General features: G+C 61.1%; 13 protein-coding genes and 1 tRNA gene. 8 read left to right on the top strand and 6 right to left on the bottom strand.

Annotated elements, in window-relative coordinates:
• The first annotated feature begins 214 nt into the window (after positions 1-214).
• The 7 genes from CKV89_RS07605 (at position 215) to ptsP (ending at position 6,844) form a co-directional block, all read left to right on the top strand.
• Positions 215-865, top strand: a complete 651-nt coding sequence (locus tag CKV89_RS07605; protein WP_028327759.1) for a TetR/AcrR family transcriptional regulator — start codon at positions 215-217, stop codon at positions 863-865.
• 228 nt (positions 866-1,093) lie between these two features.
• Complete coding sequence (locus CKV89_RS07600) at positions 1,094-1,855, top strand: DeoR/GlpR family DNA-binding transcription regulator (protein WP_028327758.1); 762 nt, start codon at positions 1,094-1,096, stop codon at positions 1,853-1,855.
• Entirely contained in the window at positions 1,852-2,802 is a 951-nt protein-coding gene (pfkB, locus tag CKV89_RS07595) for a 1-phosphofructokinase (RefSeq protein ID WP_028327757.1), read from the top strand. Before CKV89_RS07600 ends, pfkB begins: the two co-directional genes overlap by 4 nt.
• A gap of 49 nt (positions 2,803-2,851) precedes the next feature.
• A complete protein-coding gene (locus CKV89_RS07590; RefSeq protein WP_028327756.1) occupies positions 2,852-3,298 on the top strand; it encodes a PTS sugar transporter subunit IIA in 447 nt (148 codons plus the stop codon).
• A complete protein-coding gene (locus CKV89_RS07585; protein ID WP_028327755.1) occupies positions 3,295-4,821 on the top strand; it encodes a PTS fructose transporter subunit IIC in 1,527 nt (508 codons plus the stop codon). The genes CKV89_RS07590 and CKV89_RS07585 overlap by 4 nt, the downstream gene beginning before the upstream one ends.
• Before the next feature lie 63 nt (positions 4,822-4,884).
• Positions 4,885-5,154: an HPr family phosphocarrier protein gene (locus tag CKV89_RS07580; protein WP_028327754.1), complete on the top strand. Its 270-nt coding sequence runs from the start codon at positions 4,885-4,887 to the stop codon at positions 5,152-5,154.
• A gap of 4 nt (positions 5,155-5,158) precedes the next feature.
• Positions 5,159-6,844 carry a phosphoenolpyruvate--protein phosphotransferase gene (ptsP, locus tag CKV89_RS07575; RefSeq protein ID WP_028327753.1) on the top strand — a complete coding sequence of 562 codons (1,686 nt, stop codon included), beginning with the start codon at positions 5,159-5,161 and terminating at the stop codon, positions 6,842-6,844.
• A gap of 101 nt (positions 6,845-6,945) precedes the next feature.
• On the opposite strand, the gene CKV89_RS07570 is transcribed toward ptsP, so the two are convergent.
• From CKV89_RS07570 to CKV89_RS07545, 6 genes are all read right to left on the bottom strand, one after another.
• The gene (locus CKV89_RS07570; protein ID WP_051277697.1) at positions 6,946-7,590 is read right to left on the bottom strand and encodes a histidine phosphatase family protein; all 645 of its coding nucleotides are present in this window, start codon (positions 7,588-7,590) and stop codon (positions 6,946-6,948) included.
• A 14-nt stretch (positions 7,591-7,604) separates the two neighbouring features.
• Positions 7,605-8,363 carry a zinc ribbon domain-containing protein gene (locus CKV89_RS07565; RefSeq protein ID WP_231935354.1) on the bottom strand — a complete coding sequence of 253 codons (759 nt, stop codon included), beginning with the start codon at positions 8,361-8,363 and terminating at the stop codon, positions 7,605-7,607.
• A 96-nt stretch (positions 8,364-8,459) separates the two neighbouring features.
• Entirely contained in the window at positions 8,460-9,320 is an 861-nt protein-coding gene (locus CKV89_RS07560) for a Nif3-like dinuclear metal center hexameric protein (RefSeq protein WP_034401539.1), read from the bottom strand.
• Position 9,321: 1 nt separating this feature from the next.
• Positions 9,322-9,394, bottom strand: a tRNA-Val gene (locus CKV89_RS07555).
• A gap of 99 nt (positions 9,395-9,493) precedes the next feature.
• Positions 9,494-9,976: a peroxiredoxin gene (locus CKV89_RS07550; protein WP_051277696.1), complete on the bottom strand. Its 483-nt coding sequence runs from the start codon at positions 9,974-9,976 to the stop codon at positions 9,494-9,496.
• A 40-nt stretch (positions 9,977-10,016) separates the two neighbouring features.
• Positions 10,017-10,436 carry a DUF3052 domain-containing protein gene (locus CKV89_RS07545; RefSeq protein WP_028327750.1) on the bottom strand — a complete coding sequence of 140 codons (420 nt, stop codon included), beginning with the start codon at positions 10,434-10,436 and terminating at the stop codon, positions 10,017-10,019.
• A gap of 517 nt (positions 10,437-10,953) precedes the next feature.
• On the opposite strand from CKV89_RS07545, the gene aceE reads away from it, so the two are divergent.
• On the top strand, positions 10,954-13,725 hold the full coding sequence (gene aceE / locus CKV89_RS07540) for a pyruvate dehydrogenase (acetyl-transferring), homodimeric type (protein ID WP_028327749.1): 2,772 nt from the start codon (positions 10,954-10,956) through the stop codon (positions 13,723-13,725).
• Positions 13,726-13,773 lie beyond the last annotated feature (48 nt).

Raw genomic sequence — 13,773 nt, 5'->3', positions numbered from 1 at the left:
GGTGTGGGGTCAGCGGGGTGCGGGTGTGGCGTGTGGGGGCCGCGGTGAGGTAGGTCACTGCCTACCTCACAGTTCGATACACAAATGTACTCAATACATGAATGTATCCTTTAGGTGGGGCGTCGGCAATGCCACTGGTGTACACCTTCAGCTCACATTCGCCCACCCTTGTCGATGCACCCCCGCTCCCTCGAACACTCCAGGAGACAACCGCATGAACAACTCGCACGGCACGACAATCTCGCCACGTCGTGCCCGCACCCGCGCTCGCCTCGTCGAGGCAGCCACCACCCTTTTTGTTCGCAACGGCGTCATCGCTACCACTGTTGAGCAAATAGCCGAGGAGGCCGGGTTTACGCGCGGAGCTTTCTACTCCAACTTTTCCGATAAAGATGAGCTGATCGTCGAAGTGCTTATTGCCCGCAGTGAATCGATCGCTCAGGCAATCGAGAACGCCACCGTCTCCCCCACTGCCAATTTCAGCGGCGTTGTCGACGCTTTCCTGGCCTCCCACCCGATGGGCCCGGAATATTTCACGATGATGAACGAATTAGCTTTGCTTGCTATCCGCCGCGGTGACCCCGGCGGCACATTTGGCCGCTGGAGCACCGAATTTAATGAGCGCACCGCACGTCTGGTCTCTCAAGGGTTAGCCAGCCTTGGCCGCGAACCCCTCGTGGACCCCGGTGACCTCACCGAAGTTCTTAGCGGCGTTTTTGAACGCGCCATCCGCGCGTCACTGCTGCGTGGCGCCCCGCCCAACATGCTCCGGCGCCTATTGGTCACCACTTTGACGCACATGACTCGCCCCATCGAGGCTCTGCCATCCACGGCCCAAACCCCCGAATGTACTCATGCCGAGTGAGTTGCATAACAGAAACAGCTGCAGACAAGCGGACATCAGCCCACATCAGAGCTAGCGAACCCGGAAAACCATCCCGAATCCCGCTCTAAGCTGCAGAAATATGCTTCAATCCAGAGATAGGCGAAGGAAAGCACATCTGTGTTCGCGCCTTAATCGGGCCTGTAAAACGGCTTGTTTATGTCTGTTTTGCTCCGCTAATGTTGCGACCATCCAACGTTGGGAGAGTCGATGCATCAGTTCGAGCGCCATGCGCAAATCGTTGAAAGCGCACGTCAAGCCACACGGGTAGAGGTCACTGCCCTGGCCGAACAACTCGGAGTCACTCCAGAAACAGTGCGAAGAGACCTCACCCAACTCGAACGCAAGGGGCTCATCCGTCGCGTCCACGGCGGCGCCGTCGCCGTGGAAAAGCTCGACTTCGAGCCCTCTTCAGCAGTGCGACTCGAACAACACGCACCCGAAAAACGCCGCATCGCAGCCGCCGCGCTCTCCTGCATACCCACCGCTGGATCCATCCTTCTCGACGCCGGAACCACCACTATCGGCATCGCTCACGACATCCCCCGCGACCTCGACCTCAACGTCCTGACCAACTCCCTTCCCGTCGCTGAAGTCATCGCCCGACGCCACGACCTGCAACTACATATTCTTGGCGGCGCCGTCCGCTCCCGCACCGACGCGAGCATCGGCACCTGGGGGCTGCGCGCACTGGAAGAAGTACACGTCGATGTCGCCTTCATGGGAACCAACGGCATCTCCGTGGAAACAGGCTTCACCACCCCAGACCAATCCGAAGCAGCGATAAAACGAGCCATGATCGCCGCGGCAGGGCGAGTCATTGTCTTGGCCGACAGCAGCAAATTCGGCGACGCCCACTTCTCCAAATTCGCCGACTTCTCCGACGTCGACACCATCATCACCGACGGCGGCATCGACGCTGATATGGCCAACGAAATCCGCTCACTAGGACCAGAGGTTCTCATCGCATGATCCTCACCCTGACCCCCAACCCCAGCGTCGACCGCACCATTTCCCTGGACTACCTCGTCCACGGAACAGTCCACCGCGCCACTGGAACCCGCATGGACCCTGGCGGCAAAGGACTGAACGTCTCTCGCGCTGTTTCGATCCACGGCGCAGCCACCTGCGCAGTCCTTCCCTTGGGTGGCCCCTACGGAAAAATCATGGCCGACCTCCTCGCCGAAGCCCGATGCCCCGTAGCAACCGTCCCCATTAGCGAAGGTATCCGCGCCAACATCGCCCTGGTGGAGCCAGACGGCAGCACCACCAAAATCAACGAAACAGGCCCGCACCTAAGCGACCACGAATTCGAAGAACTCTTAGCCACCATTGAAAACGCATACGACCACAGCGTCACCTGGGTCGCAGCCTGCGGCAGCCTTCCACCAGGAATGCCCGAAGATATCTACGCTCAACTCACCACCCGCATCCACGCCAAAGGAGGAAAAATCGCGATTGACTCCTCTGGCCCTGCTCTGGCTGCCGCTATCAATGCTGGCCCTGACCTGATCAAACCCAACCGAGTCGAACTCAGTGAACTCATCGGCAAGGACCTTCCTGACCTGGGTAGTGTCGTCGCAGCAGCCCGTAGCCTCATCAACTCCGGTGTTGGTTCAGTGCTTGTCTCTCTAGGCAAAGACGGCGCCGCATACATCACCGCCGACAGCCTCACCCACGCCAGCGCCCACGTTGAGCACCCTGTTTCCACTGTCGCCGCTGGTGACTGCACCCTAGCTGGGTTCCTCCTCGCGATGAGTGAAGGCCTGTCCGGACCTGAGGCTCTACTGCGTGCTGTTGCCTTCGGTGCAGCTGCGGTTGCGCTCCCAGGAAGTGAAATCCCCACCGCCGAGCAGGTCGCGGCAATCCAGCCCATCCTGACCCAAAACCCCGACCTAACCCTTCCTCTTACAGACTGACAACACACCCGACAACGTCGGATACAAAAAGCGACCAAAGGAGTTCGTCTTGTCCATCATTCGCACCGAGCACGTCATCCTCGACCTGCCAGCCACCGACCGTGCCGCCGCCACCCGGGCCCTGGCTGAAACACTTGTCTCCACCGGACGTGTCAGTGACCTTGAGCAATTCATCGCCGATGTTGAAGCTCGAGAGGCTCAGATGGCTACCGGTCTTCCCGGCGGTATCGGGATCCCTCACTGCCGCAGCAACACCGTCTCCGAGCCCTCACTTGCCTTCGGCCGCTGCAACGAAGGCATCGACTGGGGTGCAGAAGACGGCCCTGCCAGCCTGATTTTCCTCATCGCAGCCCCTGACGGCGGCGATGACGCTCACATGGCAATCCTGGCCAAACTTGCCCGCAAACTCATGAACAACGAGTTCAAAAACAACCTGCGCGAAGCCAGCAACAGCGAACAGGTTGTCGAGGTCATTACCGCGGCGGTGACCGCATGAAATTCGTCGGAGTAACCTCCTGCCCCACCGGCATCGCCCACACCTACATGGCCGCTGAGGCCCTTGAACAGGCCGCTAAAGCAGCCGGGCACACCATGATCGTCGAAACCCAAGGGTCAGCGGGCTCTGAGCCCCTCACCGCCGATCAAATCGCCGAGGCAGACGCTGTCATTTTCGCCCACGACCTCGAGGTCAAAGACATTGCCCGTTTCGCGGGTAAACCCACCATCGACGTGGGCGTCAAAAAGGGCATCAGTGACGCTGAGGCCCTTATCGCCGCAGCTGTAGCCAAAGCCGAGAAAGCCACCACTGCTGCCCCGGCACCAGCCGCCCAAGAATTTTCCACGGGTCAGACCACTGCTCCATCAGCAGAACCTGACCGGGTTGGCGCAGGCACCAAGATTCGCCAATGGCTCATGACTGGCGTATCTCACATGATTCCGTTCGTCGCCGCGGGCGGCATCCTCATCGCCCTGGGGTTCATGCTCGCCCAGGTGTTCGGCGGACAAACCGGGGCCATCGACGTCACCAAAAACTTCGCTCTTGAAAACAAGCCTGATGCGATCAACCTCATGGCCGATTTCAACCCGGCCAATGGCATGCACTGGGCAGCACTGCTTTTCCTCATCGGTGCAGCGTCGTTCGGGTTCCTTGTGCCGATCCTGTCCGGGTACATCGCCTACGGTATCGCCGACCGTCCAGGCCTGGTCCCGGGGATCGTCGGCGGATCTATTGCCGTTACTCTTGGCGCTGGCTTCATCGGCGGCATCATCACCGGTTTCATCGGTGGCTTCATCGCACGCTGGATCAGCAGTTGGAAAGTTCACAAAGGTGTGCGCGGCGTTATGCCTGTTGTTGTCATTCCGCTGTTGTCGACGCTGATCACCGCCGCGGCAATGATTCTTGTCCTCGGGCGCCCCATCAAGGCCCTTATGGATGGCCTCACTGGCGCACTCAACGGCATGACCGGTTCTAGCGCGATCCTGCTGGGCGCGATCCTTGGACTGATGATGGGCTTCGATCTTGGTGGCCCGGTAAATAAAGCGGCTTACACTTTCGCAACAACTGGCCTGGCGGCTGCTGGAACCAACATGCAAGCCCCTCAGCTGGTCATCATGGCTGCCACGATGGCTGCAGGGATGGTTGCTCCTCTTGGGCTTGCTTTGGCCACTTCGATACGCCCCCGACTGTTCACCGAACCTGAGCGTGAAAACGGTAGAGCTGCATGGCTTCTCGGTTTTTCGTTTATTTCCGAAGGGGCCATCCCGTTCGCTGCGGCCGACCCGATCCGCGTTATCGCTTCGTCGATGGCAGGTTCTGCGGTTACCGGCGCCCTCGTCATGGCATTTGGATGCACATTACGCGCTCCGCACGGCGGTGTGTGGGTCACACCTCTTATCGGTAACGCACTCATGTTTGTCCTTGCCGTTGTTGTCGGCATGATTGTCACCGGCGCCCTCGTGGTTCTCCTTAAAAGCCACGCAGCGCGCCCCACAGTCTCTGCTGCAACACCTGCCCCCTAGGCATTCCATACACTGCCCGGGCCAACCGGCCTGGACGGAAAGCACCATCGAAGGAGTCAAAACATGGCCACCCGCACCGTAGAAATCGCCTCTTCAGTAGGGCTGCATGCACGCCCCGCCTCTCTGTTCGTTCAGGCGGCTACCGCTACGGGCTTGCCCGTGACAATCGCTAAAGAGGGCGGCCAACCCGTCGACGCTCGCAGCATCCTGGCCGTGATGGCTCTGGGCGCCAAGCACGGCGAGCAGGTCACCTTGTCTGCCGAAGGCGCCGACGCTGAGGCCAAGCTCGACGAGCTCGTCGCGCTCCTGGCCCGTGACCTGGACGCGGAGTGAATCAATGACTGAGACACACCGCATCCTTACCGGGATCGGCGTGTCGGCAGGAACCGCCTCGGGGCCGGTCGTCACCGTACGACCGGCCCCCGGTTTTGATGCCGATGAGCCTCCCACCACTGACGTTGCTGAAGCCACTCGCGCAGTGCGGGAAGCACTCGAGGCAACAGCAGCTGGGTTGGAAGCACGCGTAGCCCACGCCACCGAAAGTGCCCGCCCTGTCCTGGAAGCTACGGCGATGATGGCCCGCGACCCTGGCCTGGCCGCCGGTATCGAGGGCAAACTCGCAACTGGTAGTGGCCTTACTCGCGCTGTTCACGACGCTGTGGCCGACTACATCGCCATGTTCGAAAGCCTTGGTGGCTACATGGCAGAGCGCACCTCAGACTTGCGTGATGTCCGGGATCGGGTGATCTGCCGGCTCCGCGGTTTGAACGAACCTGGTATTCCTGAGCTGGTTCGCCCCTGCGTACTTGTTGCCGCAGATTTGGCTCCTGCCGAAACCGCCACCCTCACCCCCGGAACTGTGTTGGGGATTGTCACTTCTGAGGGCGGCCCGACCAGCCACACAGCGATCTTGGCTGCACAGCTTGGCATTCCTGCCGTAGTACAGGCCAAAGGCGTGTTGGATGTCAGCGACGGCACGGAAATCGCCCTCGATGGTGGAGTCGGAGAAGTCATCATCTCCCCCACGCTGGAGGAGCAGACTCAGCTCGCTGAGCGCGCTACCCGCCGTGCACGAGCCCTGGAGGGATCCCGAGGCCCGGGCGCAACGATGGATGACCATAAAGTTGCTCTCCTGGCCAACATCGGCACGATCGAGGACGCACGTTCTGCCGCAGAGCAAGATCTTGAGGGCTCTGGCCTTTTCCGTACGGAGTTCTTGTTCCTTGAGCGTGACTGCGCTCCCACGTTGGAGGAGCAGACCGCTACGTACACCGACGTGTTCACCGCTTTCGGTGACCGCCGTGTTGTGGTCCGCACACTCGACGCGGGCGCAGACAAGCCGCTTGCGTTTGCTGACCTCGGTGAAGAGGAGAACCCTGCGCTAGGGCGGCGAGGTCTGCGGTTGTCGATGGCGCGTGTAGACCTGCTGGAAACGCAGCTGCAGGCTTTGGCTGCCGCTCACCGCGCTACCGGGGCTGACGTGCATGTCATGGCTCCCATGGTGGCCACGGTAGATGAGGCTGAATGGTTCGCTGAGCGGGCCCGAGCTCATGGGTTGCCCAGCGTTGGCATCATGGTTGAAATTCCTGCGGCTGCTCTTCGGGCTCGCCACATGTTTGAGGTTGTCGACTTTGTCAGCATCGGCACCAACGACTTGTCGCAGTACACCCTTGCCGCTGACCGCATGCAGGGAGAGCTTTCTGGTCTTCTTGACCCGTGGCAGCCAGCATTGCTGGAACTGGTGGCGCGCACCTGTGAAGCCGGTTTGGCAAACGGTAAGAAAACAGGTGTTTGTGGTGAGGCCGGCGGTGACCCGTTGATGGCCTTGGTTTTGGTTGGGCTTGGGGTCACTAGCTTGTCGATGGCCCCGGGCCGAGTGAAGGCAGTGCGGGCTGCGCTGCGTATGCATCAGCTGCACGAGTGCCGTCACATGGCTGAGTCGGCTTTGCAGGCCCGTAGCGCCGCTGATGCGCGTCAGGCTGTGCTGGAGCTTGTCTCGCCTTCGCTGCACGATTTGCTCTGATCTGGCTATATCTCAGGGGGAGGTCACCGGCATGCCGGTGACCTCCCCCTGATGCATGATGCGGCGTTGATGCAAAGCACGCGTCGAGATGTGCTCGGCTTTTAGTGTTCGAGCAGGTGTGCTTTTTCGCCGAGTGTGTCGATTGCTACGCCTCCATCGCGCCACGCGCGGATCCGGGTGATTGAGCACGGCGCGATGTCAAAGAGTGCCGCGGTGCTGCGGTCGATTCCGAGCAGTTTGACCAGGAGCGCATCTAAGGGGCCACGGTGCGTGACGATAACCAGAGACTGGGCTGCAGTGATGATCTCTTCCCAGTCCTGGTGTACGCGTGTGCACAGCTGTGCGAAATTTTCTCCACCGGGCGCGCTTTGGGTGTTCCCGCATCGGATGGCTGCTGCGTCTGCTCCGCGAGCTTTGATCTCAGACCAGGTGAGGCCATCCCAGTCACCCATGTCTTGTTCATCCCACGCAGGGCGGCAGACGACGTCTGTGTTGACTGCTGCGGCGATCACTTGGGCCGTTGTGTGTGCACGTCGCAGTGAGCTGCTCACAACCTGCACGGCGGGTTCTTTTATTTCGCGGTGTAGTGCTGCTGCGACGCGTGCGGCTTGCTCTGCCCCGTTGTCGTCAAGGTCGGGGTCGATGCCGCCCCTGCCTGAGATGCGGCCACACATCGTGTGTGCGGTTGTGCCATGACGTACAAGCCATAGTCGAGTGGGTGCATCAAGGTCAGGGGCAGTGTGCATCTGGTGTGCCTATGTCACAGCCCGGAGTCGCTGGTTCGAACAATGATGCGACTGCAGTTTTCGCAGCGGACAACCTCGTTCAAAGGCGCCGTGGCCACGCGGTGCAGGTCACGGCCAAGCAGTTCCAGGTTGCAGCCACCGCAGCGGCGTTGTGTCAGTGCTGCGGCTCCCATGCCTGTGCTTGCCCGGATTTTTTCGTAGAGGGCCAGCAGGTCACTTTGGACCCCTTCTGCGAAGTCTTGACGTGAGCGGGAGATGGTGTGCTCAGCATCGTCAAGGTCGTTGCGGGCTTTCTTTTCCGCGGCGCGGGCCTGGGTCAGAGCTGTGCTGGCTTCGGCTTCGCGTGGTTCCAAGTCGGTGACGCGTTCGCGTAGTACACGTGCGCGTTTGTCTACTACTGTTCGTTCGCTTTCCAGGACAGAACGGCGCCGTTCGAGGGATTCGAGTTCGGATTGCAGGTTCTGCAGTTCGCGGGCAGAAGCAGAGCCATCATCAAGGCGAGCGGTGGTGCGTTTGATGCGGTCAATGACGATTCGGACGTCAGCGGCGGCTTTGGTTGCTTCGCGCTCAGTGTCGCTGAGGTCTGTGCGTGCGCGCACCAGTTCGGCTTCGAGTTCTTCCAGGGTGCGCAGGGCGGCCGCGGCGGCTTCGGCCTCGGGCAGGTTGGCGCGTCGGTGGGCTATCTGCGCAGTGCGCGTGTCCAGCGAGGCGAGGTCGAGCAGTTTCCATTGCTGACCGGGGTCGGCCTTCATCGTGGTCCTATCTGTGTTCACTTTGTCCTGCTGGGCGACGTGGCATGTTCTGGCAGCCCGTGGCCGTTGAGGTTCCTTCCGCACGGTAGCGGAATGTGCGTCGTGGTGCTGCTCAGGTCACATGCGCTCAGGATTTTCGCACGGCCCGTGGGCGCCAATAACGAAGCTCCACGGGTCGGTGACGAGCTCACTAACGTACACGTCGACAACGTGGCCGTGTGTGTGGAGGTTGGATCGCAAAGTTTCGGCTGCTTCTGCGAGCCAAAGGTGTTCGGTGGCGTAGTGGCCGGCGTCGACGAGGTAGGGCGTGGCGCCGAAGGCTTCTTCTCGGGCTTCGCTTGCCGGGTGGTGACGCAGGTCGGAGGTGACGTATACATCCGCTTTGGCGGCCCGGACCTCGTCAAAGAGGGAATCTCCTGCCCCGCCGAGCAGGGCTACGCGTTGCACTTGTCCGTGCGCTGGCCCAGAGGCCCGCACTCCCACCGCAGTGCGTGGAAGTTGTTCAGCTAACCGCGTGACGAATTCATCGAAGCGCGTCGGTGCGGGCAGGTCACCGACTAGCCCTAGTGGCGATCCTTCTTCGATGCTTAAGGGGCTGGTGGCTTCTGGATCCAAACCACACGCAGCTGCCAGAGCAGTGTTCACGCCTGGGAATGCCGAGTCGGCGTTCGTGTGGGCGCAGAAAAGAGCCAGGTCAGCGACGATTGCTTCGGTGAGGATGGCGCCTTTGGCGGTTGTTGTGGCTACGGAATGGATTCCGCGCAACAGCAACGGGTGATGCGTCACAAGAAGGTCGGCGCCAGCGGTGACTGCTTCACGAACCACGTCGAGCGTGGGATCGACAGCGAAGTGGATTCGTTGAATTGGCTGGCCATGGTCCCCGGCAACGAGCCCGACCTTGTCCCACGACTGCGCAGTGTGGGCTGGGTAGGAGTTTTCAAGGATAGCCAGCACGTCAGCCAGGGTGGCAACGCTCATGTGGACCCGGCCGGGCTCGAACCGACGACACCCGCGGTGTAAACGCGGTGCTCTACCAACTGAGCTACAGGTCCTTGCTCTCGCTTACTGGAGAGCGCGGTTTCACAGTCTGCCCTATGTGCGGGCAATAACGCGAACGGGTGGGCGAAAAATTTTGCGCCCACCCGTTCGCGTTATTCACCGATGAGGACCCCTAATGCCTGGCGGTAGGCAGAAAAGTCTCGTCGCTGCCCGGCAGAGGTGATCATTTTCCACTGCAAAACGCCACTGGGATCAATGAGAAAGGTCCCCCGGATAGCCGTGCCTGCAGACTCGTCAAACACCCCGAAAGCTTTAGCTATCCCCCCGTGAGGCCAGAAATCTGACAGGAGCGGAAACTCGAATCCGTTCTGGTCACCCCAAGCTCGCAGCGTAAACATCGAATCCGTTGAGACGACAACCGTCTGCACATGCTCGGATCGGAACTGCTCGTAGTTGTCACGGATTTCGTCTAGTTCGCCCTGGCATATCCCAGAGAAGGCGTACGAAATGAACACAACGAGAACTGCGGTCTGGCGTCGCAGCCGCTCAAGTGAGACGACAGCGCCATGCTGATCACGCGCAGTGAAATCGGCGATGTGGTCGCCAATTTCAGGTATCTGCGTTTTATCGCACATAGGGGGCTTTGCCTTCCCGTGCTGGTGAATAAGCCCGAGATCAGCGTTTGGCTGCGTTCTTGGGGGCAACCAGGCGCGTGGCGGACCACTGAGGGGTCAGGTTGGTGCTCACTGAGGCGTTGAGCCCGGCAGTTTCAGCGGCTTCAGCGATCTCGACGGGGTCAACTTCACCGTCCCTGCCCACCTTCGGAGAGAGCAGCACGATGAATCCGTTAGGCCCCAAAGCTGATACGGCATCGACGAGGTTGTCTGTTAGGTCGCCGTCGCCGTCGCGCCACCAGACGAGAACCGCGTCAACAGCCTCCTCGAAGTCTTCGTCTTCGAGGTCACCATCAATGAGGTCCTCGATCTCCATGCGGAGGTTGTCATCGACGTCGTCGTCGTAGCCGAACTCCATGACGATGTCGCCATTGCCGAAGCCAAGCTTGCTCAGATGTCCGTTCTGTGCGGACGTTGCCACTCTGTGCACCTTCCTCGTTATGCGAGTCCTGGAATGGATCATCGCGTCCGGCCGACGAGGGCCCTGCGGTACACCTCATCTTTGGCCATCGTGATTCATGTGTGTGCGGCACTCGCGGCTCGCTCTGTGAGTTTTGCGGCGCGTGCGGTCCGCCTCCGGAGCGAGCGCAGCCAGGCGCGCTCACGTCGATTGTCGTATACGAGGCGTGAAATCCTCATATCGACGCCGAGGTCCTTATCGGCCGTTGCCCTGTCGTTCACACATTTCGCGTCAACGACCGAGGAAATGGCCGTGAGAAACGAACCGCGCGACGTCTCATACTATGAACCTAAGTCCGCTGGCGTGGGCACATCATCTGATGTCATCAATGCCCATCAATGCCAGGATGGAGGCATAGGGCTGCGTCACATTCGGCGCAACCACCCCCAAGCGAGTACGTGGCGTTGTTATGCCGCGTCAACCGGGACGCGCAGATGTCGTGTCTCGACCCCCGGCTGCCCCGCAGAAAGGAATCTTCGTGTCTTCCGAAGAATCAGGACCGATCATCAACGGTCTGCCCAGTCGACTCCCGGATGTAGATCCGGAGGAGACCGCCGAATGGCTCGAGTCGATGGATGCGGTGCTCCGTAATGGAGGCACCCAGCGGGCTCGTTACCTGATGCTGCGGATGATGCAGCACGCCCGCGAAAACGAGGTTGGTGTGCCCACCACGCGCACCACCGACTACGTGAACACGATTCCGATCGAGCAAGAGCCGTGGTTCCCCGGCGACGAGGACATGGAGCGGGCTTTCCGCCGCCTCGTGCGCTGGAACGCAGCTGTGCTGGTGCACCGGGCGCAGCGTCCCGGCATCGGCGTTGGTGGACACATCTCCACTTACGCATCGGCAGCTTCGCTGTACGAGGTCGGTCTCAACCACTTCTTCCGCGGCCAGGACCACCCCGGTGGCGGTGACCAGATCTTCTTCCAGGGTCACGCTTCCCCGGGCATGTACGCCCGCGCCTTCCTCGAAGGACGCCTGAGCGAAGACCGTCTTGACGGTTTCCGTCAGGAGAAGAGCCACATCGTCAGCGGCAACATCGAGGCGATCCCCTCGTACCCGCACCCGCGCAGCATGGGCGACTTCTGGCAGTTCCCGACCGTGTCGATGGGTCTGGGGCCGATCAACGCGATCTACCAGGCACAGTTCAACCGCTACCTGCACAACCGCGGCATCAAGGACACCTCTCAGCAGCATGTGTGGGCGTTCCTCGGTGACGGTGAAATGGATGAGGTCGAAAGCCGCGGTGCCCTGCAGTGGGCAGCGGGTGAAGAGCTCGACAACCTCACCTTTGTCGTTAACTGCAACCTGCAGCGTCTAGACGGCCCGGTGCGTGGTAACGGCAAGATCATCCAGGAGCTGGAGTCCTACTTCGCCGGTGCAGGATGGAACGTCATCAAGCTGATCTGGGGTCGTGGCTGGGATGAGCTCCTCGCTGCTGACAGCCAGGGCGCGCTGCGCGAGGTTATGAACACCACCCTCGACGGTGACTTCCAGACCTTCCGCGCCAACGACGGTAAGTACGTTCGTGACCACTTCTTCGGACGTGACCCGCGCACCCTGAAGATGGTCGAGAACTGGTCTGACGAAGACATCTGGTGGAAGCTCAAGCGTGGTGGCCACGACTACCGCAAGATCTACGCCGCCTACGACCGTGCAATGAAGCACACCGGCCAGCCGACCGTCATCCTCGCCCACACTATTAAGGGCTACACGCTCGGTTCTCACTTCGCCGGTCGCAACGCTACGCACCAGATGAAGAAACTCGCGCTTGATGACCTGAAGGCGCTGCGCGACACCCTGCACATCCCGTTCACGGACGAGCAGCTGGAGAAAGACCCCTACCTGCCTCCGTACTACAACCCCGGCCCGGACGATGAGCGCGTGCAGTACGCCCTCGAACGTCGCCGTCAGCTCGGTGGTTTCGTTCCGGAGCGCCGCAGCAAACACACCCCGGTGCACCTTCCCGACGACGCGGCATACAAGGTCGCTAAGAAGGGTTCGGGTAAGCAGCAGGTTGCCACCACCATGGCGTTCGTGCGCTTGCTCAAAGACCTCATGCGGGACAAGGAATTCGGCAAGCGCGTTGTGCCGATCATCCCCGACGAGGCCCGCACGTTCGGTATGGACTCGTTCTTCCCGACCGCGAAGATCTACAACCCACACGGCCAGAACTACACCTCGGTGGACGCTGAGCTGATGCTGGCTTACAAGGAGTCCCCACAGGGTCAGCTCTTGCACCTGGGTATCAACGAGGCCGGTTCGTTGGCCGCGTTCACCGCTGCAGGTTCGTCGTACTCCACGCACGGTGAGCCGATGTTGCCGATCTACATCTTCTACTCGATGTTCGGCTTCCAGCGAACGGCTGACGCTATCTGGGCAGCCGCCGACCAGTTGAGCCGAGGCTTCCTCATCGGCGCCACCGCAGGACGGACCACCCTCACCGGTGAAGGCCTGCAGCACATGGACGGCCACAGCCCGCTGTTCGCAGCCACGAACCCCGGCGTCGTCTCCTACGACCCGGCATACGGCTACGAGATCGCGCACATCGTCCAGGACGGTATGCGTCGCATGTTCGGCGAAGAAGGCGACGCTGGCGAAGACGTCATCTACTACCTGACCGTCTACAACGAGCCCATCGTGCAGCCCAAGGAGCCGGAGAACGTCGACGTCGACGGCATCCTGCGCGGTATGTACCTGCTCAAGTCCGGCACCGACGCAGGCGCCAAGGAAGATGCGCCTCGCGTGCAGCTGCTGGCTTCCGGTGTTGGTGTTCCGTGGGCACTCGAAGCCCAGGAACTCCTCCGCGAAGACTGGGGAGTAAACGCTGACGTCTGGTCGGTCACCTCGTGGACCGAGCTGCGCCGCGAAGCTCTGGAATGCGACAACGAGCAGCTGCGCGACCCGGGCAAGGAACGCCGCACGCCCTACATCACGCAGTGCCTCGCCGAAGCTCCCGGCCCGGTCATCGCCACCAGCGACTACATGCGCCAGGTGCAGGACCAGATCGGTCCATGGGTGCCGCAGAAGTACTACGCGCTGGGCGCAGACGGATTCGGTTTCTCCGACACCCGTGCAGCCGCTCGCCGCTTCTTCAACATCGACGGTCCTTCCATGGCAGTCCAGGCGCTCATCGCCCTGGCTGAAGAAGGCAAGGTCGGCGCTGACGTCCCCGTGACCGCAGCACGCGAGTACAAGCTCGACGACCCCTCCGCCGGATCTTCCGGTAACGCTGGCGGCGACGCCTGAGCTAACGGGTAATACCCACCCGCACACACGCAGTGGGGCTCCGGTCAA

The sequence above is a fragment of the Dermatophilus congolensis genome (assembly GCF_900187045.1).
In the GTDB taxonomy this organism is placed as follows: Bacteria; Actinomycetota; Actinomycetes; order Actinomycetales; family Dermatophilaceae; genus Dermatophilus; species Dermatophilus congolensis.
The sequence above is the reverse complement of the archived record's forward strand: the minus strand, read 5'-3'. Positions and strand labels throughout refer to the sequence as shown.